This is a genomic window from Algoriphagus lutimaris, assembly GCF_017051705.1.
In the GTDB taxonomy this organism is placed as follows: Bacteria; Bacteroidota; Bacteroidia; order Cytophagales; family Cyclobacteriaceae; genus Algoriphagus; species Algoriphagus lutimaris.
On the sequence record NZ_JAFIDJ010000001.1, the window covers coordinates 1168089 to 1194299 of the forward strand.

Below are 26211 nucleotides of genomic sequence, written 5' to 3' on the forward strand. Positions count from 1 at the left end.
TATGGAAGATTTTCTCTACTTCTTTACTTTTCAGGACAGCTCCATCGCCTTTGTGGTGATTGGTATCACCTTGCTTGGCTTAGGCTCTGCCTATGTCGGAACCTATAGCTTTTTGGACAAAAAAGCATTGCTAGGGGACGCTATCTCCCATGCGGTACTTCCAGGGATTTGTCTGGGCTTTATCTTAGCAGGTGAGAAAGATCCAATTTTTATTGTAGGAGGTGCCTTTTTATCAGGAGCCTTGGCCACCTTTCTTACTTCCTGGATTAGAACCAACACCAAATTATCGGAAGATGCCATTATTGCCTCTATCCTATCCATATTCTTTGGCTTTGGCGTAGTACTGCTCACCGTCATTCAGAAATCGGGCAATCCTGAAATGGCCGGGCTCAACCAGTTCATTTTCGGAAACGCAATTGCCATTTTAGAAGAGGACCTTTACATCTATGGAGGACTGGCGGTATTGATCATCATTAGCTTGAGCTTGTTCCAAAAAGAATTTAGCCTTCTGGTCTTTAATCCGGATTATGGTAAAGCGATAGGTTACCCCATGGGCACTATCCGATTAATATTTAATGTGTTAATGATACTGGCAGTCGTGATAGGGATTCAGGCTATTGGCGTGGTATTAATGGCTGCTTTATTGATTACCCCTGGAGCAGCGGCAAGATTCTGGACAGACCGACTACATAAGCTACTGCTTATAGCCGGGCTATTTTCCGTGATTTCCGGCATCATCGGAACCTATATCTCTTTTGTTTTGCCTCAAATGCCTACTGGACCTTGGGTGGTAGTCTGCCTCTCATTACTGGCACTTATCTCCTTTCTTTTTGCACCTAAGAAAGGGGTGCTTTCCCGAAGTATATCACGGAAAAATTACTTAAACAAAACCCATCGGGACCACTTATTAAAGGCGCTGCATCATGGTTTGGAAAATGGTAAAAAATACCTATCCATAGAAGAAATCTATGAGAGCTTTCCTTTCCAAAAACAAAAAAGCAAGCAGTCAATCAATGATTTAATAAAAAAAGGTTTAATCACTAAAAATCAGAACCTTATAATATTAACAAATGAAGGAAAATCAGAATCAAAACGAATCGTAAGACTACATCGACTATGGGAATTATACCTCAATGAGTACATGAATATTGCTCCGGATCATGTGCACGATACGGCCGAAAAACTGGAACATATCCTAACTCCTGAAGTAGAAGCATTGCTGGAGAAAAAAATGAATTTCCCAAAACTGGATCCTCATCAAGAAAACATACCAAGAGACTATGATGACCTTTGATCAAAACGCATTCTTAATCATTTTCACCGCTTCCTTGATAGCAATCTCCTGTGGTTTATTGGGTGTATTTATGATGCTCCGAAAAATGTCCATGACTGGAGATGCCATTTCCCATGCCGTTTTACCGGGCATTGTCATCGGGTTCTTTATATCCGGAAGTCAGCGAGGGCTGGAAGTAATCATTGGTGCTGGAATTCTGGGCATTTTTGCCACCTTGGTCATTGACTGGCTTCGGCAGAAAGCAAGAGTTCAGCTTGATGCCTCCATCGGAATCACCTTCACCCTACTCTTTGCCATTGGAATTATCCTGATCAACCTGCTTGCCTACAAAGTAGACCTGGATCAGGAATGTGTCCTGTATGGTGAAATCGCTTACCTCCCTATTGATCTATGGATTTCGGATTCGGGATTTAATTATGGGCCAAGAATCACCTATCTCGCTGTCCTCAATGTTGCCTTGGTGGGAGGTTTTATCACCTTATTGTTTAAGGAGTTAACCCTGACCAGCTTCGATGAAAACTTCAGCACCGTGATGGGACTTCCTTCGAAAACAGTCAATCTGGCCTTAATGTCCATGGTATCGTATACTACTGTAAGCAGTTTTGAAGCAGTGGGTGCCATTTTGGTGGTTGCTTTATTGGTAGTACCACCTTCTACTGCATTCTTATGGACCAAAAAATTAATGCCATTGATCAAACTTACTTGTGGATTAGGCATTTTTATTGCACTATCAGGATATTACCTTGCTTACCTAGTGGATAGTTCAATTGCTGGAATGATGGTAGCCGTTTCCGGCGTCCTATTTTTGGCCAGTGTACTAATTAAAGGTAAAAGACCTAAATTTACATTTGAACTTCCAAGGAGCAAGAATGGTTTATCCCTCGAAGACAAACAATTATGAGAAAGATAGTTCTAATCGCATTCACTTTATTCTTAGGCTTTGCCGCACAGGCTCAGGAAGAGATCAAGTGGATGAAATTTGAAGACGCGGTAGCAGCAAATCAAGAAAACCCAAAAATGCTATTAGTGGACGTGTACACCGATTGGTGTGGATGGTGCAAAAAAATGGATGCCTTGACTTTTAAGGATCCAAGTGTCATCGAATACGTCAACGATCAATTTTACGCAGTGAAATTAAATGCGGAGGATGATAACCGCACCTTTGATTTCATGGGTAAAAAATATTCTGAAGCGGAAATGGCTGCGGTGATGCGCGTGCGTTCTTTTCCGAATTTCGTGATCATCGACCCTACCCTAAAAAATATCACCCAGCTTCCAGGCTATAGAGAACCGGAGCAATTTTTAGAAGGATTGGGATACATCGTCAAAAAAGGTTTTAGAGGACAATGAGTTTTTCACTTTCCGAAGGGAATGATACCATCATTGCTTTGGCAACCCCTCAAGGGGTGGGTGCCATTGCAGTCATCCGACTTTCTGGCAAAGATGCTATCAAACTTTGCAATGAAGTCTTTTTCGGAAAGAATCTGGAAAAGCAGGAAAGTCATACCATCCATTTTGGGACCATACGAGATGGAAACAAAATCATCGATGAGGTGTTGGTCTCCTTATTTATCGCGCCCAAATCATTTACCAAGGAAAATGTAGTGGAAATCTCCACTCACGGATCCTCTTACATTATCAATCAGGTCATCAAGCTTTTCCTAAAGAAAGGTGCAAGACCAGCAAAACCAGGAGAATTCACCCAACGAGCCTTTTTAAACGGGCAATTTGATCTGGCTCAAGCAGAAGCCGTGGCAGATTTGATCCATGCTGATTCAGAAAGCAGTCATCAAGCAGCCTTAAGTCAAATGCGTGGAGGATTCAGCAGCGAAATCCAACAGCTGCGTGAAAAACTGATTCATTTTGCCTCCATGATTGAATTAGAACTCGATTTTGGGGAGGAAGATGTGGAATTCGCAAGTAGAACCGAATTGCAGGAATTGGTAGAGCGACTCTTGAGAGTGATCGAAGAATTGATCCTCAGCTTTGACTTAGGGAATGTCATCAAAAATGGAGTTCCTACGGTAATTGCCGGAAAACCCAATGCCGGAAAGTCCACCCTATTGAATGCCCTTCTCAATGAAGAAAAGGCCATTGTATCGGATATAGCTGGAACTACCCGTGATTTTATTGAAGATGAAATCAATTTAGGGGGGGTGATCTTCCGTTTCATCGATACGGCGGGATTGAGAGAAACCACCGATACCATAGAAGCCATTGGGGTCAGCAGAACCCAAGAGAAAATGAAAACTGCTTCCTTGATCCTATATTTATTTGATTTGGGAGATACTGATTTAGTAGAGATTAACCGGGATGTGAATAAGCTAGAAAATCTGGGTGTTCCCTTTCTGAAAATCGCCAATAAGATAGATAAGGCGAATCCGGAATTGGTTTCTGAACTTCAGTCAAAACATCCGGATACTATTTTTATTTCTGCTGGAAAGAAGGAAAACCTGGAAGAATTGAAAGCCAGAATCCTGGAACTGGTGAATCTGGATAAGTTTAAAACCGGAAACACCATCGTGACCAATGTGCGTCATTATGATTCTTTAATCAAAACCCGTGATTCCTTATTGGATATTTTAAGAGGAATTGACGAGCAAATCACCAATGACTTTGTGGCCATGGATATCCGACGTTCCTTGCATTACTTAGGAGAAATTACTGGAGAGATTACTACGGATGATTTGCTGGCTAATATCTTTAGCAAGTTTTGTATCGGGAAGTAACTCCCACTATTTAAAAAACTTAAAATAAACTAGAACATTTATAAATACATTTTCTTTTAGATATATGATAATTACTATTCATGTATATTAGATCTAATTATGTTCCAGACATTTAACTTTATTTATTATTTTAAATAAAAATACAGATGGCTAATCAAGAACAATTAGAGATATTAAAAAAAGGCATTGGTGAATGGAACGAATGGAGAAAAAATAATCCTGAAATTTATCTTGATTTAAGTTATGCCAACTTGAAAGATTACCTTTTTGTTGATAGTTCAAACCAATCAGGAATGTATGGAATTAACTTAAAAGGTGTCAACCTTCAAGGAGTTGATTTATCCAATGCTCAAGGTTGGAAATGCAATTTTGAGAACGCTAATCTATGTGATACTATCTTTTGTGGAGCATCATTTGCACAAAGTAATTTTGAGAATGCAAATCTCTCGAAATCCAATCTTTCAAATGGAATGTTTGGAAAATCCTCTTTTAAAACCGCAAATCTCTCAAGTGCAAATCTCTCAAGTGCAAATTTTTTTAATGTTGAATTCATACAAGCTATTCTGAATAATGCAAATCTTTCTTACGCAAATCTAGAGAGGTCCAACTTAATGTACGGTAACTTTGTAAACGCTGACTTATCAAATGCCAAAATTATTGATGCTAACCTTGCGAATGCAGACTTTTCAAATGCAATTTTAAAGGAAGCTTTTCTTTCCTATTCAGATTTAACAGAAACCAACTTTAGAGGAGCAGATCTATCTGGCTCTGACCTTACAGTGACTTCATGCGTCCAAACTATTTTTGAAAATGCAAATATTAATAATTCACGTATTTATGGGGCGTCAGTCTGGAACTTAAAAACTGAAGGATTAAAACAAAATAATCTTATTTTTTCAAGACGTACTGAGGCAGAATTAATGGTTGATGATATTGAAGTTGCACAATTCATTTACTTAATTTTAAATAATAATAAGATAAGAAATGTGCTTGGCACTATTGCAAATAAAGGTGTCCTAATTTTAGGAAGATTTACTTCAGAAAGGAAAAAAATATTGGATGCAATACGTGATAAATTACGACATCTTGGTTATCTCCCCATGATGTTTGATTTTGAAAAAGTTTCTTCAAAAGATTTTACTGAAACCATTAAGATTTTAGCAGGTATGTCACGTTTCGTTATTGCCGATATAAGTAATCCAAGTAGTAGCCCACTTGAATTACAAGCCACTTTGCCTGATTATAAAATTCCTTTTGTTCCAATAATTGAAGCTGGACAACATCCTTTTGCAATGTTTAAGGACTTGACTGTTTATCCGTGGTGTTTAGATGTTATTCAATATGATTCAGAAGAGTCTTTGATAAGAGGATTTCAAAAAGGAATTATAGATAGAGCAATTGAGGCGGAAAAAAGAATTTTAGAAGGAAAAACAAATTCTATTTCAACGAAAAATATAAATGAGTTCTTATGAAGCTTAAGATGCCAAAAATTAATTTTTAGACTTCCTGTAAAATCTCCATTGATAAAAGTAAGGATCACTGGTGTCCACCATTGAGTTTGGAATAACAGCTTTAAAAACACCTGATTTTTGCATTTTTCTTAAAAATTGATTGAATTCCTTGCCAGTCCTAAACTGTTCCCTTATAAACTCTTTCTTTTTTAGATAATCGTAAATATCTGTTGACCTTGTTTCTGCATTAGAATTTGGAGCTTTGAAATATTCGTCAATTTCATTTGATATCTTTTTTAATAAATTATAATCTTCGTTTGTTACCTTAATTGCCATTAAAATTTCAAATTTTCGGTTTATTTATCTCTGTTACTTCTTAAAATTCTCCACCTGCTCAAATGAGTTCTAATTCTATTTTTGATAGTGAGATAAAAACTAAAAAGTTTTTTGAGCACTTATTTTAGTACAAAAATTATTAAAATCGTCCATTTCTTCAAAAATGAGTTTTTCCTTATTGTTCAAACTAATATCTTTAGATACCTTTTTAATTTTCCATTCCTTAAAACAAAAGCTTTTACAGCTTAATTGACAAATGTTCGAACAAACCTTTAAAAACGTTGACGATATCCTTCACAAAGACGCGGGCTGTGGCTCAGAGCTGGATTATGTGGAGCAGACTTCTTGGGTGCTTTTCCTAAAATACCTGGATGATCTTGATCAAGATCGGGCTACTGCTGCCGAACTGGAAGGCAAAACTTATACCTCCATCATCAGTCCGGAATATCAGTGGAGTACTTGGGCTGCACCCAAACTTCCAAACGGAGAACTCGATCACCATAATGCAAAGACTGGGGATGATCTCAATGATTTTGTGAATATCAAACTCTGGCCTTACCTCAAAAGCTTCAAGCTTTCTGCAGCCAGTCCAGCTACCATAGAATACAAAATCGGAGAAATATTCAGCGAACTCAAAAATCGAATCCAAAGTGGCTACAACCTTCGGGAAGTCATCAATCTGATCGATTCCCTACGATTCCGAACCTATGCCGAAAAGCATGAAATGTCCCATCTCTATGAGGGGAAAATCAAAAACATGGGTAATGCCGGACGTAACGGTGGAGAATACTACACCCCTCGCCCACTGATCACCACGATCATCAAAGTGGTCAATCCACAAATCGGCGAAACCGTCTATGATGGCGCGGTGGGTTCGGCAGGTTTCCTCTGCGAGGCATTCGACTACATGCGAAACTCCAAGTCACTGACTACTGCTGAATCTGAAATCCTTCAGAAGCGTACCTTCTACGGAAAGGAAAAGAAATCACTGGCCTACATTATCGGGATTATGAATATGATCCTGCACGGTGTGGAAGCTCCGAACATCATCCACACCAATACACTTGCCGAGAATATCGCAGATATTCAGGAAAAGGATAGATACGATGTGGTACTTGCCAACCCTCCCTTCGGAGGAAAAGAAAGAGCGGAAGTGCAAGAGAACTTCCCGATCCGAACCGGAGAAACCGCCTCCTTATTCCTTCAGCACTTTATAAAAATCCTCAGAGCTGGTGGTCGTGCAGGTGTGGTCATCAAAAACACCTTCCTGAGTAATACCGATAATGCTTCTATCGCCTTACGAAAGCAACTCTTGGAAAACTGCAACCTGCATACCGTCTTGGATCTTCCCGGAGGAACCTTCACCGGTGCAGGGGTAAAAACCGTCGTGCTCTTCTTCGAAAAAGGAAGCGCCACAAAAAAAGTCTGGTTCTATTCCCTCAATCTGGATCGCAACTTAGGCAAAACCAATCCACTAAATGAAAATGATCTTGCGGAGTTTGTGGAATTACAAAAAACCTTCGCGGATAGCGAAAACTCCTGGACTGTAAATATCAAGGACGTAGACCAAAACACCTTCGACCTTTCAGTCAAGAACCCAAATAAAAAAGAAGAAGTAGCACTTCGTTCTCCACAAAATATTCTAGAGGAAATGAAAGCATTGGACGAAGAAACTGCAGAGATCTTAAAATCAATCTTGGAATTGATATGAAAGAAGGTTGGCAATTAAAACAGTTGGGTGAGGTTTGTACCTTTATTAATGGAAGGGCATATTCAAAAAATGAACTTTTAGATTCTGGAAAATATCCAGTTTTAAGAGTTGGGAATTTCTTTACTAATAGAGGATGGTATTATTCTGATTTAGAATTAGATGAAGATAAATATTGTGAAAATGGTGACTTGCTTTATGCATGGTCGGCATCATTTGGCCCAAGAATTTGGAATGGAGGAAAGGTAATTTACCATTATCATATTTGGAAAGTTGTTCCTGATTTAAATTATGTAACAAAGGAATACTTATATCAATTATTAGAGTGGGATACTGAAGCTATTAAAACTGCACATGGAACAGGTACTACTATGATGCATGTAGGAAAAGGTTCTATTGAAAAACGAATTGTACCTATCCCTCCCCTCCCCGAACAACAACGCATTGTTTCCATTTTAGACGAGTGCTTTACGGCGATAGACAAGGCCAAATCCAATGCCGAACAAAACCTCAAAAACGCCAAAGAACTTTTCGAAAGCTATTTGCAGGGGGTGTTTGAGAATGGGGATTGGGAAACGAAAACCCTCAATGAAATTGCCGAAAATCTTGACAGTAAAAGAGTTCCGATAACAAAAAGCAAAAGAGATAGTGGAGACATTCCTTACTATGGTGCTTCAGGAATTGTAGATTATGTTGCAGATTATCTTTTTGATGAAGACTTACTGTGTATTTCAGAAGATGGAGCAAATCTTTTAGCGCGTACATATCCAATTGCATTTTCAATTTCGGGCAAGACTTGGGTAAACAATCATGCCCACGTCTTAAAGTTCTCTGAGTTGACAACTCAGAAATTTATTGAAACATACATTAATTCAATTAGGATTGATGAGTATGTAAGTGGTATGGCTCAACCAAAGTTAAACCAAAGAATGCTCAACAAAATCCCCATTCCATTGCCAACTATCGAAGAACAAGAAGCTATAGTGGATAAGATTGATGCCCTGCAAGTAGAAACTGAAAAGCTGGAAACGATCTACAAGCAGAAACTAGATGACTTAGATGAGTTGAAGAAAAGTGTTTTGAAGAAGGCGTTTAGTGGGGAATTGAAAACAATAAAATTAATAAAAGCGGTATAATGATTACCAAAATTACATTGAATGGCGTTGCCAGTTACAAGAAACCTGCTTCCTTGGAAACAGACATGAAGGTAAATCTTGTATATGGCTTAAATGGAACTGGTAAAAGCACATTTTCTGATTATCTATACAAACAAGCCGAACAAGATTTTAAAGCATGCTCCATTGAAGGTCTGAATTCGGATGAAGAAATTATCGTTTATAATCAATCATTCGTTCAAGACAACTTTTTTCAGCCCGATGCTTTAAAAGGCATATTCACTTTGTCAAAAGAGAACAAGGAAGCAAAAACAAAAATTTTAAATGCAGAAAAGGAAATTAAAAGACTTGATGCAGAAAAGATTCAGAAAACTGCGGACTTAAAAAAGGAATCCGACGCAATATCTTTAAAACACGAAAAAGCAAAAGACAAAGTTTGGGAAATCAAAAAAAACTATACAGGTGGCGACCGAGTATTAGAATTTTGTCTTGAAGGCTACAGAAATGATGGAAAAAAGCTATTGAGCTACATTGAAAGTTTAAAGAAGCCAGATAGTAAGCCAACCAAAACAACAGACCAAATAAAGGAAGAAGTACAGGCTCTATCAGGCGAGAATGCTCAAAAGTATATTTTACTCGACCCTATTGATTTTGATGTCGCTGATATTGAAACAGAGCTAATATTTAAAAAGGAGATCGTTGGTAATGAAAATAGCACGGTTTCGGGTTTAATAAACAAACTTGAAAATTCGGATTGGGTAAAAGATGGATTAAAATACTTGCCAACCAAACTTGAAACCAAGAATGAAACTTGCCCTTTCTGTCAAGAGCAAACTATTTCAAGTCAATTACTTCAAAGCATCAAAGAATATTTTGATGAATCGTATGAAGCAGATCTGGCAGCATTAAAGGAATTTCGTAGGCAATACGCAGAAGCCATTCAGCTAATTCCTGACAAATCAACATACGATAGCAATCCGAAGTTTGAAAATCACAAAAAAGACTTTGAAATAAAATACAATGTATTCACTAAGGTTGCAACAGAGAACCTACAGCTAATTGATGATAAAATCAAAACGCCAAGCGTTCAAATCACTTTAAAAAGTTCAGTTGCTTTTTTGACTGCAATCAATGGAATAATTGAAAACATCAATAAGCAAGTAAAAGAACACAACAAAAAAATCGACCAAAAGGAAACGGCTTTACTCGACCTAAAAACTGACTTTTGGAATATTATGCGTTGGGAATACGACCAAACATTAAGTTCTTACATTTCTGATAAAGCTCAATACCAAAAAAAGATTGCCGGATTAAATCAAGCAATTGAAAAATTGGATACAGATATTCAGAAACAAAGAGAAATAATTGTAATACAGCAAAAGCAAACCGTAAATATTGAAGAAGCAATTGCTAACATCAATAACGGTCTTTTAGAACTTGGCATTCATGACTTCAAGATTAAACAACATGCTGATAATCTTTACAAAATAGTTCGAGAGCAAAACGATAACAAAGTTTTTCTTTCACTAAGTGAAGGCGAAAAAATGATAATTAGCTTTTTGTATTTCTTGGAACTGTGTCGTGGAAAAAAGGACGCAACAGAAGCTGCAAAGAAGAAGATTATTGTCATCGATGACCCCATTTCCAGTCTATCACATATTTATGTTTTTAATGTTGGTAGACTGATTAAGAATGAATTTTTCGGAAAAAAAGAAAAGAAGAATGGCATTACTACTTGGAATTACAAGTATGAACAAGTCTTTATATTAACACACAGCCTTTATTTTTTCTATGAAATAACCGAAACCAAGCATGATGAAAGAAAAGAGACACAAAAGCTCTTTAGACTAATTAAAAATGATGTTGGCAGTTACTTTGAAAAACTGACTTATGAATCAATAAAGAATGATTATCAGGCCTATTGGTATGTAATTAAAGACCAAAATCAACATCCTGCGTTAATAGCCAATTGCATGAGAAATATTATTGAGTATTTCTTCAACTTTATTGAAAACAAAGACCTGAATAATTTCTTTAATCAACCTACTATGCAGGAAATTCGCTTTCAGGCATTTTATAGATACATAAATCGGGAATCGCATTCCTTAGGACAGAATATTTTTGATTTTAAAGAGTTCAACTACCAAGACTTTAAAGATGCTTTTTCAGAACTTTTCAAGGTGGCAGGTTACGAAGAACATTATAAAAAAATGATTTCATGAACGAATCCGAAACCCGTGCAGAACTAATTGACCCAAAGCTAAAAGAAGCGGGTTGGGGAATTGTGGAAGGATCAAAAGTCCTTCGAGAGTATCATATCACCGCGGGTAAGATTCAAGTTGGCGGGCGAGGAAAAAAGCAAATCGCTGATTACGTTCTAGTTTATAAAGGCACTAAACTAGCAATCATCGAAGCCAAAAGTGCAGACTTGTCTGTTGGTGAAGGGGTGTTGCAAGCCAAGCTATATGCTGAGAAATTAAAGCTCGCTACCACCTACTCCACCAATGGAAATCATGTTTACCAGATCTGCATGGAATCAGGATTGGAAGGATTGGTGGATGATTTTTTAAGTCCCGATGAGTTATGGGAAAAGACTTTCCCAACAACCCAATCTGATGCGAAAGAGGATTTTTCAGGAGAATGGAGAGAACGATTTGCTGCTGTCCCTTTTGAAGATAAATCGGGAACATGGGAACTTCGATACTATCAGGAAATCGCAGTTGCCAGAACACTAGAAACCATAGCTAAACAAAAGGATCGCGCTTTATTAACTCTTGCGACAGGAACAGGAAAGACTGCCATCTCTTTTCAAATTGCATGGAAACTGTTTCAAACAAGATGGAATCTAAATGATCGATCCAAGCATCCTGACGAAGCCAGCCGCAGACCAAGAATTTTGTTTTTGGCAGATAGGAATATTCTGGCGAATCAAGCCTTTAATTCATTTTCTGCATTTCCAGATGATGCACTCGTTCGAATTAAACCCTCAGAAATAAAGAAAAGTGGCAAAGTACCCACCAATGGATCTTTGTTCTTTACCATCTTCCAGACTTTTATGTCAGGAACAGATGAACACGGAAAGCCTGCTCCCTATTTTGGAGAATATCCAAAAGACTACTTTGATTTAATTATCATAGACGAGTGTCATAGAGGTGGTGCAAATGATGAGAGCAATTGGCGGGCGATTATGGAGTACTTCTCTCCTGCTGTCCAATTGGGTTTGACTGCTACACCCAAGCGAAAGGATAACGTAGATACCTACCGCTATTTCGGCGAACCGATTTATGTGTATTCGCTGAAGGAAGGAATCAATGATGGTTTCTTAACTCCTTTCAAAGTAAAACGAGTTCAGACCACACTGGATGATTACATCTATACTTCTGATGATGAAGTTCTGGAGGGAGAAATCGAAGATGGAAAACGCTACGAGGAAAAGGATTTTAACAGAACCATAGAGATAGAAGAGCGAGAGCGTAAGCGAGTGCAAATCTATCTGGGAGATAGTAATCAAAAAGAAAAAGCAATTGTCTTCTGTGCGAATCAGGCACATGCAGCACTGATCCGAGATCTAATCAATCAGGAAAGTAAGAGCAAAGACCCTTTCTATTGCGTTCGTGTGACCGCTAACGATGGAGCAGAAGGTGAATCACAGCTGAAAAAGTTTCAGGATAACGAAAACTCTATCCCTACCATCCTGACTACTTCCCAAAAGCTATCAACCGGTGTGGATGCCAGGAATGTCAGGAATATTGTGTTGTTACGGCCTGTTAATTCCATGATTGAGTTTAAACAGATTGTAGGTCGAGGAACACGGGTTTTCGATGGAAAAGAATTTTTTACCATTTACGATTATGTAAATGCAAACCATCATTTCGCTGATCCAGAATGGGATGGAGAACCCGCTGAGCCAGAAGTGGTACTTGGTGATCCCCCTTTGGATACGCCATGCAAAGAGTGCGGAGAACTGATTTGTGTTTGCGTCAAAGAGCCAGCAGCCCCTTGCCTTGTTTGTGGTGAATCGCCTTGCACCTGTGATAAGAAGTCAAAGAAAGTAAAAGTCAAGTTAGCCAGAGGAAAAGACCGGACGATCCAGCACATGATGTCTACCTCTTTTTGGAGTGCAGATGGAAAGCCTATTTCATCAGAAGAATTTATGGCAGAATTATTCGGAGAACTTCCAAAGCTATTTAAAGACGAAGAAGAGTTAAGAGCTATTTGGGGCAATCCAGTAACCAGACGAACATTTTTGGAGAGTTTGGATGAAATGGGTTTTCCTAAGGATGACCTTCTCACACTTCAGAAGCTGGTAAATATGGAGAAGAGTGATCTTTTTGATGTATTGGAGTATGTCTTCAATGGAGACTTTATCGCTAAATCCAGAGCCGAACGCGCTCAATTAGCCAAACAAGCTGTTGTTCCCTTATTGAATACCAACCAGCGAGAATTTATTGATTTTGTCCTTGAAAAATATGTGGAAGTTGGAATTGAAGAACTCGACGATTCCAAGTTAAAATCCTTAATCGAAAATAAATACCAAAGCTTACCCGATGGCTTAAGTGTTTTAGGTAATGCCGGAGAGGTAAGGAAGATGTTTATAGAATTTCAGCAGTATTTGTACAAGGATGTAGTGGCTTAATTATGAAAAAATTTAACACATCATTATTTCAAATAAAAAATGGAATTCGAAGTAATATTCTTTGGGATTATACAGATTTATATTTTTCACCAATAATTGGTGAAAGGTGGGACTACTATGATGTTTATGATTTCAATAATTCATTTAGCTTTTATTTCAAATTTGATTTTGAAGATGATTTCATTTTAGAGAAATTTGAAGAGGTTTATAGAGAAAAATTTAAATTAGAAATTTTTCATTTTCCTGAACCTTGGTTAACAATACCATATTTAAGATTTTACCACCCTTTCATTAATATCACAAGTATAAGTTTCCAATATATTCATCCAATTCATGATATTTATGTCATTAATAGACATGGAGAAAATTTAAGGATTTCTGATTATTTAATATTATTGTTCCAAGAGGATATAAAATTATATTTTGAAATAGAAGAAAATGAAAAAATATCCGATGAAATAGCAATTGAGTATTTAGAGGAAGTTTACCCAGATTTATTTTTTGAATTGTCTAATAGACATATGCTTAACGAACATGGCTACTACGCTGAAATTTATAATGAAATAATTAATCAGATTTTTAATTAGTTTTTAAACTTACTGTCACTTTATAAATGATTACTTCTTCACTTATTTCAGCTTTTGCACAAGGTTGTCTTTTCAAGATTGTTAATCGGATTATACTTCAGCTTCAGGGAATTAAAGAATCCCTTTCTGGAGATTATTCTGGTTTAGAAAATACCTGGGATGAAATCTGCGTACAAATTCAAGACGAGTATTCTATTCATTGGAATATGTATGAGGAAATTGTGCTGAATCTTATCGAAGTAGAAGTTAACAAAATACCTCCTCATGAGCAGCAGGCAATTTGGTTGGAAACAGATTCGGCCTATTCCTATGATGAGGATGAGGATGAGGATGAATTAGAGTCCAAGTATGATCCTTCTGATGTTTATCACCACATTAAAAGTATCATCTTTCAAAAGGCTGGGGATTGGAGTAATAAGAGGATTAGGAGTTATTTGGAAAGAGGATGAATATAAGTTTTGTCTCCAAACTTTTAATTTAAATAAGATGGCTATAAAAAGTAGATTACAATTATTTAAGGATTTGAGCGTGCATCCCAAAAACCCCTATTGGGCATGGTGCGCTAAAAATGAATCTATCAAACGAGCAATTTTTACGGTTTGGGAGGACTTGGAATTGCCAGACAAAACATGGTTTTTGCATGAGGATAATAGTACATTTCAAAGAAGGAATGGTTTTAAAGATCAAAAGGAAACTATTGACCTAGCAATTCAAGAAAACTATGAAATTTTTGGAATTATATGCGTGGCTAAAGACCCATACTTAGACCCAAGGACTATTAAGGAAGTAGAAGGAGATTTTGTTTACAAATTAGAGTTCATAGAAAAAAGTGACCAAATCTATGTAAAGGCTAAAAAAAGAGTTCCTACAGTTGAAATCATGCGCAACGATCAAAGGAAACTTTCCGGCTACAGTGGACTACAAGACCTAGACACTACCAGTCTTGGTACAGATAACCCTGACCGCACGAAATCCATGGGTTACATTATTAAAAGAGATAATAATGTAAGAAAAGCAGTAATTAACAGAGCAAATGGAAAATGTGAATACTGTGGAAAAGAGACATTCGTAACCCTTTCAGGTAAAAATTATCTTGAGGCACATCATATTATTTCCCTCGCGCAAAAGGGTACCGATAGAATGGATAATGTGATTGCATTATGCTCAGAACATCACAGAGAAGCACATTTTGGTGTGAATTCTGAAGCACTTGAAAAAGAGTTTATAGAAATTTTAGAAAATAAAAAAATGTAAATTTTCTGGATAAAAAGTTCGTCTCAAATCATCTACTGATTTCATATTGATTTTTATTATAATTAAACAGAAAATTATATTAAACCTTCCAAAAGAAATACTACTGAAAAACCTGCTTGATCAGGTAAAGGAATTTTATTGGATCCATAATAAAATATGTGCTTTAATATTTGCATTTCGGTAATTTTTCCTTCCTCATGCTTCCTAAGAGATACAAGCATGCTGGCGACCTTTAATCGATATTCATCGGTTTGTGGCAAACTATATTTTTTTAAAACCCCTTCAACTAATGGTTTTATTTGACTTATTGAGGGATTCCCAATAAACACAGCTTCCATCATTTCATATGGGTCAGGATCACCAAATTCATTGTCTAATATTGATTCTGATTCTTTAATTAAATCATAGATTTCAAATTGAATATCCATATTTTCATTCATATTGAAATTAGAGGATTGTGTTAGCAGAAAAATAAGTACGAATACTTTCATGAAATTTAGTTTTAAGGAGTTAAATCTATTTTTTAAACCTTCAAGCCGAAGAATTTTAAGAAAATTCTGTCATAAGTGAAAACTTAAAAGTTAATAAACTAATTTAAATTGAAGTAATAATACCCAGTACTGGGTATTTTTAACCTACTCCCTACCCTAAGCGTAGACCACCATACCTATCGGGTGAATCTAAGCTTTCCTATTCACCAGGAATTTGTAAATCCACCACCACCAAGGTATCCCTACCATCCTTCGAGGTCCCCTAGGGGGGGCAAAAGGGTATCCGGTTCTCCTTTTTGCATACTCAGTTACTCTTTTCGGTTACTGAGTTATTCTTTTTTGATACGGAGTTATTCTCTTTGGTGAACTAGTGGTGTTCAGAGAGTAACCGAGTATACTATTTGATTAACTAGGTATTCTTTTTGGTGACAGTTTTACTCTAATTGAATACCTGGTTACTTTTTGAGAATAACGGGGTATTCTCTTTTGGTATCTTGTTGGCTTTTTAGTTTAACCTTTTGTTCTCTAGGCGTACCGCGGTATTCAAATTGAATACTTGATTAGATGATTTCATGAGGATTTTGATATGGTAATTCTCTGTAATGCTTTTGTGGTTTCTTTGGCTTTGCGGTTAAGAAAATTGAATCTCCGATCACATCCGTTTACATGCCTATCGGTAGGAAGACATCCTCCCGCACCGGCGTTTTGAATTCCTAAAATAGATTTGCTCGGGAGGCGAATTTTATGGTTATTCTTTACCCCAGGTTAAAACCTGGGGCTTTATATTTCGCTGCTCGGGAGCTTTTTTAAAAATAATCTTCTTCTCGTATCCATTACCTGCTTCGCGGCTTTGCGAGAGAAAATTAATAAATCCCCTACTAAACGTAGACTAGGATACCTATCGAGTGCATCTACGCTTTCCTATTCTTTTGGGGTTTGTAACTCCTTCTTCTATTCCTCCTTGTACCGAATTTGTACCGTTTTTTATCTATCATTTTAAATACCACATAATTACACATTCTGTATCGAAAAATATACCATAAAAATACTTTATACATTTCATATAAAATATAAACCATTTTTAATACCTAAAACTGTAACCTTATCTCATAGGTCTTTCGTTATATGGGTTAATGAGAAAAATTGCCACAATATCCTCAGTTCTACTGCTCAATCTGATTTTCCTTACATCAGGAACAATTGAGAGCGGATTGGTAAATTCTCTAAGTTTTCAAGGTGAAGGGATTCAGGAAACTGAAATAGTAAATACTAGAGTTCAGAGCTATCATTTTACTTCTGCCACCAAACAGAGCGAAATCTCAGCTAATCCTAAAACCGAAACCTTTACCCTTTTCTCCTCAGTACTTCCAAAGAGAATTTCTTTAGAATTTGTCAGTGGTAAAAATCCCCTTTTTATTAGACACTGTAGTTTTTTGATCTGAAAGCCTGCTGAGATCTATACCTAGATCCAATCAGTTTCAAGTTTCTAAAATTTAATCTTTCAACTTTTCAATTCATTTCTTATGAAGAAGGGAAAAACTATGCTCGATTACTGCAAAACCATTCTAAAAGCTGTCTCATTTAATCAAAAGCTATTTAAAAAAGAATATCGAAAGGCATTGCTTTGGCTATCACCTGATGAGGGCAGAGAGCTTAAATACTGGTTACGTAGCGAGATTATTAGGCCAAAAATGAAAACAAAAACCCAGAACAACGAAAGGTATCTGAATAGCTACTCTATGTCTATTTAAGATCTACAGATTCTAGATTAAAGACTATTAGCATTAAGATACAGCCGCCGTTCGTGTCTTCACGAACGGCGATTTCTATTTGTTGAGAATGAATTAATATACCTATGCTCCCAACAAGGCGGGTGTTCCTCCTCCCGCACAGGCGCTTTGAATTCTTAAAATAAATTTGCACGGGAGGCGAATTTTATGGTTATTCTTTACCCCAGGTTAAAACCTGGAGCTATATATTTCGCTGCTCGGGAGGTAATTTTTTGGGGTTCTTTTTACCATGGATTTACCCAGATAACTATCGGGGCCATGGCCCCGCCACGGCGGGCAGGATATTAACCTAACGCTCCTCCGGAGCTTATTCTGAAATAATCTTCTTAGCGATATACTTTGAGTTCTGTGGGGCTTTGCGAAAGAAAATAGATTTCTCCTTTCAGTCGAAATGACACTGGAATCCTCCCGCAAAAATGAAATTATTTCCAAAAGATGTTTCTGGGCGGGAGTCAACTATTTTGGTTTATTAATAGCCCCGGGTTTAAACCCAGGGCTAGATTATTTTTCATTTAAAATTATAAGCTACTGGTCATCACGGGTTACTATTTTTTCAGATGTTTTACTAGGGGTACCTGCTGGTGAGCTTAGGCTAATTTTTTTAGATTTGCTTCAGATGAAAGTTTGTATTGCCGAAAAACCAAGCGTTGCCCGTGAAATAGCGGCTGTACTTGGAGCCACTTCTAAGCATGATGGGTATTACGAAGGAAACGGATACATCGTCACCTATACGTTTGGTCACTTTTGCACTTTATTTGAACCGAACGATTATCAAGCCCATTGGAAAGGTTGGCATCTCAGTCACCTCCCCATGCTGCCCGAAAAGTTCAAAACCAAAGTGGTAGACAATGCCGGGATCCAAAAGCAATTTAACATTGTAAAAAAGCTATTTGAAACAGCCACTGAGGTGATTAACTGTGGTGATGCTGGCCAAGAAGGAGAGCTGATTCAACGATGGGTCATAGAACAGGCCGAGTACAAAGGAGAAGTCAAACGCTTATGGATCTCTTCTTTGACCACTGAAGCAATCAAAGAAGGCTTCGAAAAGCTACAACCCTCTTCTAGGTACGACAATTTATATTATGCGGGATATTCCAGGGCCATAGGCGATTGGTTATTAGGGATCAACGCCACACGCTTGTATACCGTCAAATATGGTGGATACCAACAAGTATTGTCCATCGGGAGGGTTCAAACGCCCACACTGGCGATGATTGTAAACCGCTTTAAAGAAATCCAAAACTTTCAACCTCAACCCTATTGGGAATTACAAACAGTTTATAGAGAGACTACCTTTAATTGTGAAGAGGGGAAATTTTTAAAGAAAGAAGATGGGGAAGCTTTTGCAAACCAGGTGAAAGCGCATGACTTTGAAGTAGTCTCCATTGAAAAGAAAAATGGAAAGGAATATGCTCCGAAGCTTTTTGATTTGACTGGTTTACAAGTGTATTGCAACAATAAGTTTGGGCTTTCTGCCGATGAAACACTCAAAATAGCACAGCAGCTATACGAGCAAAAAGTCATAACCTACCCAAGGGTAGATACCACGTTTTTGCCCAACGACATCTATCCAAAAGCACCAGGAATACTGGAGAAACTCACCCAATATGAGGCTTTGATTCGCCCTGTTTTGGGTAAAAAATTAAAAAAATCCACCAAGGTTTTTAATGATAAAAAGGTAACCGATCACCACGCCATCATCCCTACTGGGGTTCATGGAAATTTGCACGGGAATTACCTTAGAGTATATGATATCATTGCAAGGCGATTTGTCGCCATATTTTATGAGGATTGCTCAGTGGCCAATACTACAGTTATAGGAAAGGTGGATACCGTTTCTTTCAAAGCAACCGGGAAGGTAATCTTGGAAAAAGGCTGGAAAGTTGTTTTTGAAACTGCGGACGGAAAAGATAAAAAGGAGAAAGATGAGCTCCCCATCTTCAAAAAAGGAGAAAAAGGGCCCCATGAACCTTCATTCCTGGAGAAAGAAACCAAACCTCCTAAGCATTATACGGAAGCGACTTTGCTGAGAGGTATGGAAACTGCCGGCAAACAGGTGGACGATGAAGAGATGCGGGAATTAATGAAAGAGAATGGCATAGGACGTCCTTCCACCCGGGCAAGTATCATTGAAACGCTTTTTAAACGGCAGTACATTGAACGGAACAAAAAGCAGATTTTGCCCACTGAAACCGGGATTCAATTGATCGAGATCATTCGGAACGAGCTATTGACCTCGGCTGAGCTGACAGGGCAATGGGAGAAACAATTGAGGGAAATTGAAAAAGGGAAGTTTCATGCAGGTTCTTTTGTCAAAAACATGAAGCTCATGGTGGAACATCTGGTCTATGAAGTGATGCGGGAGCAAAGCCAAACTATCATATCCCCTCCTACCGAATCCAAAGCTCCTGAAAAGGGAAAAACTTCAGAAAAAGAAACAGCATCCACTGCTGTGGTGGGATATGTTTGCCCGAAATGCAAGGAAGGCTCATTGCTGAAAGGCAAATCGAGTTACGGATGCAGTGCCTATAAAAAGGGCTGCAACTTTTTACTTCCTTTTTCATTTGAAGGAAAGAAAATCTCAGAGAAACAGTATGTACGGTTGCTCCAAAAAGGGGCTACTGTCAACTTAAAGGGCTTTAAAACCCAAACAGGTGACAAAGAAGGATTGATTCGCTTCGATGATCAGTTTAAACTCGTTTTAGAGGCAAAGAAAGAAGCGAGTCCGCAGGCTTCTAAAAAACCTTCTTCTGTCATCCCATGTCCCTTATGCAAAAAAGGCACGATTATCAGAGGTAAAAAAGCCTATGGATGCAGTGCCTACAAAGAAGGTTGTGATTTTAGATACCCTTTTGACACCTTGCGGGAAAAAGCAAACAAGAGACCCTTAACCGAAGAGCTAGTAATATCCCTATTTAAGGAAAGTGTGGGGGATTAATCTCATTTTCGTATTCATTACGTGCTTTGCTTTTTTTGCCCATGTGAGTGTCTTCACTCTCATTCCATTTTTGTTTGGAGACACAAATTTTGCTGAAAATCCGTTTTCATTCCTATTACAAAACGGGTATCCTCCCGCACAGACGATTTCAATTCCTAAAATGATTATGCGCGGGAGGGGGATATATGGTAATTCTTTACCCCAGGTTAAAACCTAGGGCTATTTATTTCGTTGCTCAGGAGCTTTTTCTAAAATAATCTTCTTAGCATTCCATTGCTTGCTTTGGGTCTTTGCGGTTTAATAAAATCCGTTTTCTTCCTATTACAAAACAGGTGTCCTCCCGCACAGGCGCTTTCAATTCCTAAAATGATTATGCGCGGGAGGGGATATATGGTAATTCTTTACCCCAGGTTAAAACCTGGGGCTATTTATTTCGTTGCTCTGGAGCTTTTTCTAAAACAATCTTCTTAGCATTCCTTTGCGAGCTTTGGGCTTTTGCGGTTTAATAAAATCCGTTTTCTTCCTATTACAAAACGGGTATCCTCCCGCACAGACGCTTTCAATTCCTAAAATGATTATGCGCGGGAGGGCGATATATGGTAATTCTTTACCCCAGGTTAAAACCTGGGGCTATTTATTTCGTTGCTCTGGAGCTTTTTCAAAACAATCTTCTTAGCATTCCTTTGCTTGCTTTGGGTCTTTGCGGTTAAAAATTATTAGCCCATGTGAGTGTCTTCACTCTCATTCCTTTTTTGTTTGTGGAGACGCAAATTTTGCTGGAAATATAAAAATGCTCCTCATAAGGCAGGTAGTCATCCTCTCTTTTGAACCATATTCAACACCAGAACGATTGGACAACTTCTCACTTTAACCTACTTTTACCAGAGACCTAAACCCATTAACCTATGAAATCGAGCATGTCAAAAGCGACACACACTAAAATAATTATATGTAGGGCGAGATTCCATGTGGCTAATAAAATCAACTTATAAACACATGAAAAAACTTTTTCTATTTACCCTACTTCTATGCCTTGGAATAACTGTAGTCCAGGCACAAAAAGGAACCAAAGAGCGAATCAAAGTTCATAGCAGCGCATTGGAAGGCAACTTGATTGGTGACCCTGCAGACAGAGACGTGACAGTCTATCTCCCTCCTTCCTATCAAACTGATCCTGACCGGCACTTCCCTGTTCTCTACATGCTTCATGGATTTACCGACACGGATTCCCAGTGGTTTGGATGGGAAGATCATTGGATCAACCTTCAGAATGTAATCGAGCAGTCACTATCCGATGGAAATTCCAAAGAGATGATTGTAGTAATGCCCAATGCTTTCAACAGGTTTAAGGGGAGCATGTATGCAAGTTCCGCCACCGTCGGCGACTGGGAAACCTTTGTCACCAAAGAGCTTGTAAGCTACATTGACACCAATTACAGAACGCTACCGGACAAGGCCAGTAGAGGACTTGCGGGACATTCTATGGGCGGATATGGCACTCTTCGTTTAGGTATGAAATATCCTGAAGTTTATTCTGCCATCTACGCCCTAAGCCCATGTTGTATGGACGGCGGAGCAGTGACCAATCCTGAGATGATCTCAAAGTTGGAGAAATTCACACCTGATCAACTACAGGATGCTTCCTTTTTCGAGATAGCAGCCCTAGCCACCTCAGCGGCCTTTGCACCCAATCCTCAAAACCCTCCCTTCTATCTAGATCTCCCTGCAAAAGACGGTACTCCCAGACAGGAAATTATCAATAAGATCATCGCCAACCGAACGCTCAACACTATTGATCAATATATCCCAAACCTAAAAAAGCTAAAAGCGATAGGAATGGATGCAGGCACAGAGGATAGAGGGATCAGCGAGGCTACCAAAAAACTACATGAATTATTGGATGCTTACCAGATCAACCACTTCTATGAAAGCTACGAAGGTGACCATCTCAACCGCATCGCTGAACGAATACAAACCAAAGCCTTGCCTTTCTTTTCAGAAAATCTCGATTTTCAGTAAAGTACAGTTATTGAATTCATTGAAAATGGAGGTACAAGTTTTACCTCGGGACATATGATGAGATTTCTCCCTGCGGTTCGAAATGACTCTGTAAATAGTCACCGTATTCAGCTAATCGATATTTATAATGTCGAATCTTGATCCTAGGATTTTCATTCCGCTTAAAAATATCCGTTTCCATCCTCCCACATAGGCATTCGTTTCCAAAAGATGGTTTTGGGCGGGAGGGGAATTCTATTGTTAACTCCTTTACCCCTGGTTAAAACCTGGGGCTATAAACATATCGCTCCTCCGGAGCCTTTGAAAAAAAACGCCGTGGTTTGTTTCTTCACAAACCGCAATTCTACTCCCCTAGGATATCAATGGTGCAATGTCGAATCCTGATCCTAGGATTTTCATTCCGCTTAAAAATATCCGTTTCCATCCTCCCACACAGGCGCTTTCAATTCCTAAAATGATTATGCGCGGGAGGGGAATTCTATTGTTAACTCCTTTACCCCGGGTTAAAACCTGGGGCTATAAACATATCGCTCCTCCGGAGCTAATTACTATAGTAATCTTCTTTGCGAAACCTTTGTGTGCTCTGTGCCTTTGCGGTTTCAAAAAAAATCATCTCTAAGGATTCTATTTAACTATTTTATAGAAGGACCAGACTACTATCGTTATTTGAGCGTCCTGATATAGGCCAACAAGTCAGATACCTGCTCGTCCGTGAAATTATCTATAAGACCTTTCGGCATAAAAGATCGACCTATCAAATAACCTTCAAATCTAATTTCCGAAGCTTGGATAAACTGTTTACTGCCCCCCATAAACCCAAGGGTGGTGCCTCTTTCATCTTTTTTGATGAGATACCCCTCAATATTGCTTCCGTCATTCTTGGTCACACGATAGACAGAATAATTACTTTCTACTGCAGCATCAGGTTCAAGGATCGCGGTCAATAAGGCCTCATTTTCACGTAAAGCGGATCCATCCAAAGCGGGAGCGAAATCAAATCCTTCATCCCCTACTCCATGGCACATAAGGCAGGTTTGGAAAAGGGTCTTCCCATTATTCGGATTTCCTTCTTCCTTTTCCGCAATGGCCATATACCTCTCTAATTTTGATTCCAATTCACTTTTTTCCTCCTTGATTCGTTTTTTCACCAGCTCGAACAGCTGTATTCCCTTTTCATCTGCTGTATTGGATTGGAATACTTTTTCTGCACTTGAAAGATCGAATTCATCGGCTGAGATTAGTTCATCATCGAGCAGCAGTTTTAAGAGCTTGCTCCCTTCTTTGGAATTAGCCAGTTGGCTGATGACTTTTTTCTTTTGTTCCAAATCTAAATCGGGTACCCAAATAGCCAGAATGTTATTGGCGGCCTTTACATCGGCAACGGCTACAGTCTGCACCGCAGAAGCCCTTAGCTCAAGCTCCAATGTTTCCATTTTTGAAAGCTTAATGAAAGTTTCTTTGTTTTCAACAGGCTGATAATTAAGTGCCGACATGTACAACCTGATCATTTCAGAATTAGATGCATCATCAATCAGCGGCAACACCTCATTTCTTACCCCTTGAATTTTTAATTTTCCAACAGCATCCAATCCTAACATCTGGTTTGAAACATCCTCGCTTTTTAACAAGGATTTAATTGGATCTTTCAATGCGTTTGTCAATTCCTCTGATTGCACCCTGGCCAGATTCTTTAAGGTAAACGAAACATGTTCCGCTGCCTTGTCCTCATTTCCCAAGATTGGTGTGACTAAGTTCAATACGTCCCTATTCTCTAGCATTTCCGCGACAATCACGAAAGTCACTTCATCTAGATCCTTCAGGTTATTTTTCTTCCATAGATCTACAAAGACTTGTTCCCGTTCTTGCTTTGGCAATGCTTGACTTGCCCAGATCAAATTGGATGTTTCGTATTGTGCCGTAAGAGGAGATTGAATAAAAGACAAAAGTTCCTTTGGATAGTTCTCCAATGCTTTTCTGGCAAGAAACCGTTCAAAATTGCGTTCGTAGGAACCTCCCATAGCATTTCCTTCTAGTGGCGCCTTACATGCTTCAACCAATAGACCAATAGTCTCTGCATTCGCGGTTTTAACTGCATCCAATGTCCGAAGCACTTGAGATCGAACCATGGGATTGGTATCTGTAGATGAATTTTTGAGTAAGGTGGCAAGCTCAGATGCACTTAACTTAAAGGATTGCAATGCGCGAACAGCTTCTCTTCTAAGGTTATCTGATTTCGTATTCAACAGGGCCTTCATCAATTCCTTGTCATAATGCTTAATTCCTTCCAAAGACCAAAGAGCCATTATCCTTGTAATTTCATCCTGTGTATTATCTGAAGCAAGTGCCATAAGGTCTTTGACAAGTTTACCCGTCTCTTCAATAGAACGATCACTGATCTGGTGCCATGCAGCCCTTTTTGCCCAAATGGATGGAGACTTTAAATAAGCAACTAGTTCACTTGTTTTTACTTCATAAAAATTAGGTATAGGCTGTGACTTTTGAGATTTATGGCGAATTCTCCAAATACGCCCATGTGATTTATCCCGATCTGGATGAGTGGTTCCTACTTCGTTATGCGAGACTATTTTATTGTACCAATCGGCAATGTATAAACTACCATCTGGTCCAAACTCCATATTGACAGGCCGAAACCAATCATCTTCCGAGGTCAAAAAGTCCGGTAAATGTTCAGCTGTCACAGTGCCATCGCTGTTTCGTACGATTCTAACCGCGTTGATGGAACTGGTAATGGGATTTGCAATGAAACCCACATCTTTCCATTCCTCGGGGAAACTTCCTTCCAGATCGTCCGCAAAAGCAAGTCCTGAAATACCGGTTCCTCCCACACGAAATTGATGTAACTCTGGCATCCAGGGTTGGTACGGACGAAGACGTTCGCTGCCGATTCCTGGAAAACCAGTCCCTATTTCCATGGGAACAACGGAATACCCCATATCATTGGCTTCCATACCATACCACTGGCCATTTCCACGTAGCTTATATCCCCAAATATTATTCAATCCGGAGTTAACCAATTCTATCTGTTTGGCGTCAAGTGAGAAACGGGCAATTTTACTATAATCTATCCGGACTTCAGCATCGCTCACAAGCGAACTTACTTTTCCTTTGTTCAAGGCTCCATGACTAAAATGGATCCAATCTCCTGGTCCACGCACCAGTACATGAGCCATAGTATGTGTATCGGTAATTCCAAATCCAGTGAATAAGGGGGTTCTTTTATCGGCCTTTCCATCATTATCAGTATCCTCGAGGAAGAAAAGTTCGGAACCTTGCGCAACAAAACTTCCGTTTTTATAAGGCAAAATACTTTGGGGAATGGCAAGACCCTCTGCCCAAACAGTGGTCCTAACACCATCTTTTCCATAAAGTCCTGAAAGCACTAGTATTTTGTCCCTCCCTTTGGACTTCCCTCGATACAGGTCAAAAATCCTTTTAAAATTTGGGTCTTTTTCCTGCGCTTCAGGATTGTCCATTAGATTTAATAAATCTTGCCATGCGATATCTGCAACTGGATCCAGGGGATACATCTCGGCAGTTTGAGTCCATAAATTCCCAGCATCATCAAAAGCCATATGGATAGGGTTAACCACTCCATCTCTTTCACTGGCTACCAATTCTACTATAAAACCTTCTGGAACTTTAAATCCCGCTAATTCTTTTTCAGGAGTAAACAATTCCGTTCTGGCAGACTGGGTTTTACGATTGTAATCTATGTATTCGCTAACAGCAACGTCATTTTCTGATGTAGATGAATTTTTCTTGCAGCCAAAACAGGCAACGATTAATATGATAAAGAATAAATTGAAGGCTTTTTTCATTTTTTACACTTAACTAGTTCGCTA

General features: G+C 38.6%; 17 protein-coding genes. 14 read left to right on the forward strand and 3 right to left on the reverse strand.

Features of this window, described 5'->3' with window-relative positions; all coding sequences use genetic code 11:
• Nucleotide 1: 1 nt before the first annotated feature.
• The 5 genes from JYB62_RS04790 (at nt 2) to JYB62_RS04810 (ending at nt 5495) form a co-directional block, all read left to right on the forward strand.
• Nucleotides 2-1294, forward strand: coding sequence for a metal ABC transporter permease (locus JYB62_RS04790; protein ID WP_074223994.1), 1293 nt, complete (start codon nt 2-4; stop codon nt 1292-1294).
• The gene (locus tag JYB62_RS04795; protein ID WP_234982114.1) at nt 1281-2195 is read left to right on the forward strand and encodes a metal ABC transporter permease; all 915 of its coding nucleotides are present in this window, start codon (nt 1281-1283) and stop codon (nt 2193-2195) included. The genes JYB62_RS04790 and JYB62_RS04795 overlap by 14 nt, the downstream gene beginning before the upstream one ends.
• Nucleotides 2192-2644, forward strand: coding sequence for a thioredoxin family protein (locus JYB62_RS04800; RefSeq protein WP_205644276.1), 453 nt, complete (start codon nt 2192-2194; stop codon nt 2642-2644). The genes JYB62_RS04795 and JYB62_RS04800 overlap by 4 nt, the downstream gene beginning before the upstream one ends.
• Nucleotides 2641-4023 carry a tRNA uridine-5-carboxymethylaminomethyl(34) synthesis GTPase MnmE gene (mnmE, locus tag JYB62_RS04805; protein ID WP_205644277.1) on the forward strand — a complete coding sequence of 461 codons (1383 nt, stop codon included), beginning with the start codon at nt 2641-2643 and terminating at the stop codon, nt 4021-4023. Before JYB62_RS04800 ends, mnmE begins: the two co-directional genes overlap by 4 nt.
• Nucleotides 4024-4169: 146 nt before the next feature.
• Nucleotides 4170-5495 (forward strand): pentapeptide repeat-containing protein, encoded by a 1326-nt coding sequence (locus tag JYB62_RS04810; RefSeq protein WP_205644278.1) that lies wholly within the window; start codon nt 4170-4172, stop codon nt 5493-5495.
• 18 nt (nt 5496-5513) lie between these two features.
• Here the strand turns inward: JYB62_RS04810 and JYB62_RS04815 are convergent, their stop codons facing one another.
• Complete coding sequence (locus tag JYB62_RS04815; protein ID WP_205644279.1) at nt 5514-5810, reverse strand: hypothetical protein; 297 nt, start codon at nt 5808-5810, stop codon at nt 5514-5516.
• 256 nt (nt 5811-6066) lie between these two features.
• Between JYB62_RS04815 and JYB62_RS04820 the strand changes: the two genes are divergently transcribed.
• Genes JYB62_RS04820 through JYB62_RS04850 form a run of 7 tightly spaced genes read left to right on the forward strand, consistent with a single transcriptional unit; the run spans nt 6067 to nt 15110 of the window.
• On the forward strand, nt 6067-7521 hold the full coding sequence (locus JYB62_RS04820; RefSeq protein WP_205644280.1) for a class I SAM-dependent DNA methyltransferase: 1455 nt from the start codon (nt 6067-6069) through the stop codon (nt 7519-7521).
• Nucleotides 7518-8654: a restriction endonuclease subunit S gene (locus tag JYB62_RS04825; RefSeq protein WP_205644281.1), complete on the forward strand. Its 1137-nt coding sequence runs from the start codon at nt 7518-7520 to the stop codon at nt 8652-8654. Before JYB62_RS04820 ends, JYB62_RS04825 begins: the two co-directional genes overlap by 4 nt.
• Entirely contained in the window at nt 8654-10855 is a 2202-nt protein-coding gene (locus tag JYB62_RS04830; RefSeq protein WP_205644282.1) for an AAA family ATPase, read from the forward strand. Before JYB62_RS04825 ends, JYB62_RS04830 begins: the two co-directional genes overlap by 1 nt.
• The gene (gene hsdR, locus JYB62_RS04835) at nt 10852-13269 is read left to right on the forward strand and encodes an EcoAI/FtnUII family type I restriction enzme subunit R (protein WP_205644283.1); all 2418 of its coding nucleotides are present in this window, start codon (nt 10852-10854) and stop codon (nt 13267-13269) included. Before JYB62_RS04830 ends, hsdR begins: the two co-directional genes overlap by 4 nt.
• A gap of 2 nt (nt 13270-13271) precedes the next feature.
• Nucleotides 13272-13856 (forward strand): hypothetical protein, encoded by a 585-nt coding sequence (locus tag JYB62_RS04840; protein WP_205644284.1) that lies wholly within the window; start codon nt 13272-13274, stop codon nt 13854-13856.
• 26 nt (nt 13857-13882) lie between these two features.
• The gene (locus JYB62_RS04845) at nt 13883-14305 is read left to right on the forward strand and encodes a hypothetical protein (RefSeq protein WP_205644285.1); all 423 of its coding nucleotides are present in this window, start codon (nt 13883-13885) and stop codon (nt 14303-14305) included.
• The gene (locus JYB62_RS04850) at nt 14217-15110 is read left to right on the forward strand and encodes an HNH endonuclease (RefSeq protein WP_205644286.1); all 894 of its coding nucleotides are present in this window, start codon (nt 14217-14219) and stop codon (nt 15108-15110) included. The genes JYB62_RS04845 and JYB62_RS04850 overlap by 89 nt, the downstream gene beginning before the upstream one ends.
• A 74-nt stretch (nt 15111-15184) precedes the next feature.
• On the opposite strand, the gene JYB62_RS04855 is transcribed toward JYB62_RS04850, so the two are convergent.
• Complete coding sequence (locus JYB62_RS04855) at nt 15185-15601, reverse strand: hypothetical protein (RefSeq protein ID WP_205644287.1); 417 nt, start codon at nt 15599-15601, stop codon at nt 15185-15187.
• Nucleotides 15602-18007: 2406 nt separating this feature from the next.
• Between JYB62_RS04855 and JYB62_RS04860 the strand changes: the two genes are divergently transcribed.
• Together JYB62_RS04860 and JYB62_RS04865 are read left to right on the forward strand one after the other, a co-directional pair.
• A complete protein-coding gene (locus JYB62_RS04860) occupies nt 18008-20329 on the forward strand; it encodes a type IA DNA topoisomerase (protein ID WP_205644288.1) in 2322 nt (773 codons plus the stop codon).
• Between the two features lie 996 nt (nt 20330-21325).
• Nucleotides 21326-22348 (forward strand): alpha/beta hydrolase, encoded by a 1023-nt coding sequence (locus tag JYB62_RS04865; RefSeq protein WP_205644289.1) that lies wholly within the window; start codon nt 21326-21328, stop codon nt 22346-22348.
• 662 nt (nt 22349-23010) lie between these two features.
• Here the strand turns inward: JYB62_RS04865 and JYB62_RS04870 are convergent.
• Entirely contained in the window at nt 23011-26187 is a 3177-nt protein-coding gene (locus JYB62_RS04870; protein WP_205644290.1) for a DUF7133 domain-containing protein, read from the reverse strand.
• Nucleotides 26188-26211 lie beyond the last annotated feature (24 nt).

Bases quoted from the DNA above. Each gene is read 5' to 3' on its own strand.
- JYB62_RS04790 (WP_074223994.1), top strand. From the start codon at position 2: ATGGAAGATTTTCTCTACTTCTTTACTTTTCAGGACAGCTCCATCGCC.
- JYB62_RS04795 (WP_234982114.1), top strand. From the start codon at position 1,281: ATGATGACCTTTGATCAAAACGCATTCTTAATCATTTTCACCGCTTCC.
- JYB62_RS04800 (WP_205644276.1), top strand. From the start codon at position 2,192: ATGAGAAAGATAGTTCTAATCGCATTCACTTTATTCTTAGGCTTTGCC.
- mnmE (WP_205644277.1), top strand. From the start codon at position 2,641: ATGAGTTTTTCACTTTCCGAAGGGAATGATACCATCATTGCTTTGGCA.
- JYB62_RS04810 (WP_205644278.1), top strand. From the start codon at position 4,170: ATGGCTAATCAAGAACAATTAGAGATATTAAAAAAAGGCATTGGTGAA.
- JYB62_RS04815 (WP_205644279.1), bottom strand. From the start codon at position 5,810: ATGGCAATTAAGGTAACAAACGAAGATTATAATTTATTAAAAAAGATA.
- JYB62_RS04820 (WP_205644280.1), top strand. From the start codon at position 6,067: ATGTTCGAACAAACCTTTAAAAACGTTGACGATATCCTTCACAAAGAC.
- JYB62_RS04825 (WP_205644281.1), top strand. From the start codon at position 7,518: ATGAAAGAAGGTTGGCAATTAAAACAGTTGGGTGAGGTTTGTACCTTT.
- JYB62_RS04830 (WP_205644282.1), top strand. From the start codon at position 8,654: ATGATTACCAAAATTACATTGAATGGCGTTGCCAGTTACAAGAAACCT.
- hsdR (WP_205644283.1), top strand. From the start codon at position 10,852: ATGAACGAATCCGAAACCCGTGCAGAACTAATTGACCCAAAGCTAAAA.
- JYB62_RS04840 (WP_205644284.1), top strand. From the start codon at position 13,272: ATGAAAAAATTTAACACATCATTATTTCAAATAAAAAATGGAATTCGA.
- JYB62_RS04845 (WP_205644285.1), top strand. From the start codon at position 13,883: ATGATTACTTCTTCACTTATTTCAGCTTTTGCACAAGGTTGTCTTTTC.
- JYB62_RS04850 (WP_205644286.1), top strand. From the start codon at position 14,217: ATGTTTATCACCACATTAAAAGTATCATCTTTCAAAAGGCTGGGGATT.
- JYB62_RS04855 (WP_205644287.1), bottom strand. From the start codon at position 15,601: ATGAAAGTATTCGTACTTATTTTTCTGCTAACACAATCCTCTAATTTC.
- JYB62_RS04860 (WP_205644288.1), top strand. From the start codon at position 18,008: ATGAAAGTTTGTATTGCCGAAAAACCAAGCGTTGCCCGTGAAATAGCG.
- JYB62_RS04865 (WP_205644289.1), top strand. From the start codon at position 21,326: ATGAAAAAACTTTTTCTATTTACCCTACTTCTATGCCTTGGAATAACT.
- JYB62_RS04870 (WP_205644290.1), bottom strand. From the start codon at position 26,187: ATGAAAAAAGCCTTCAATTTATTCTTTATCATATTAATCGTTGCCTGT.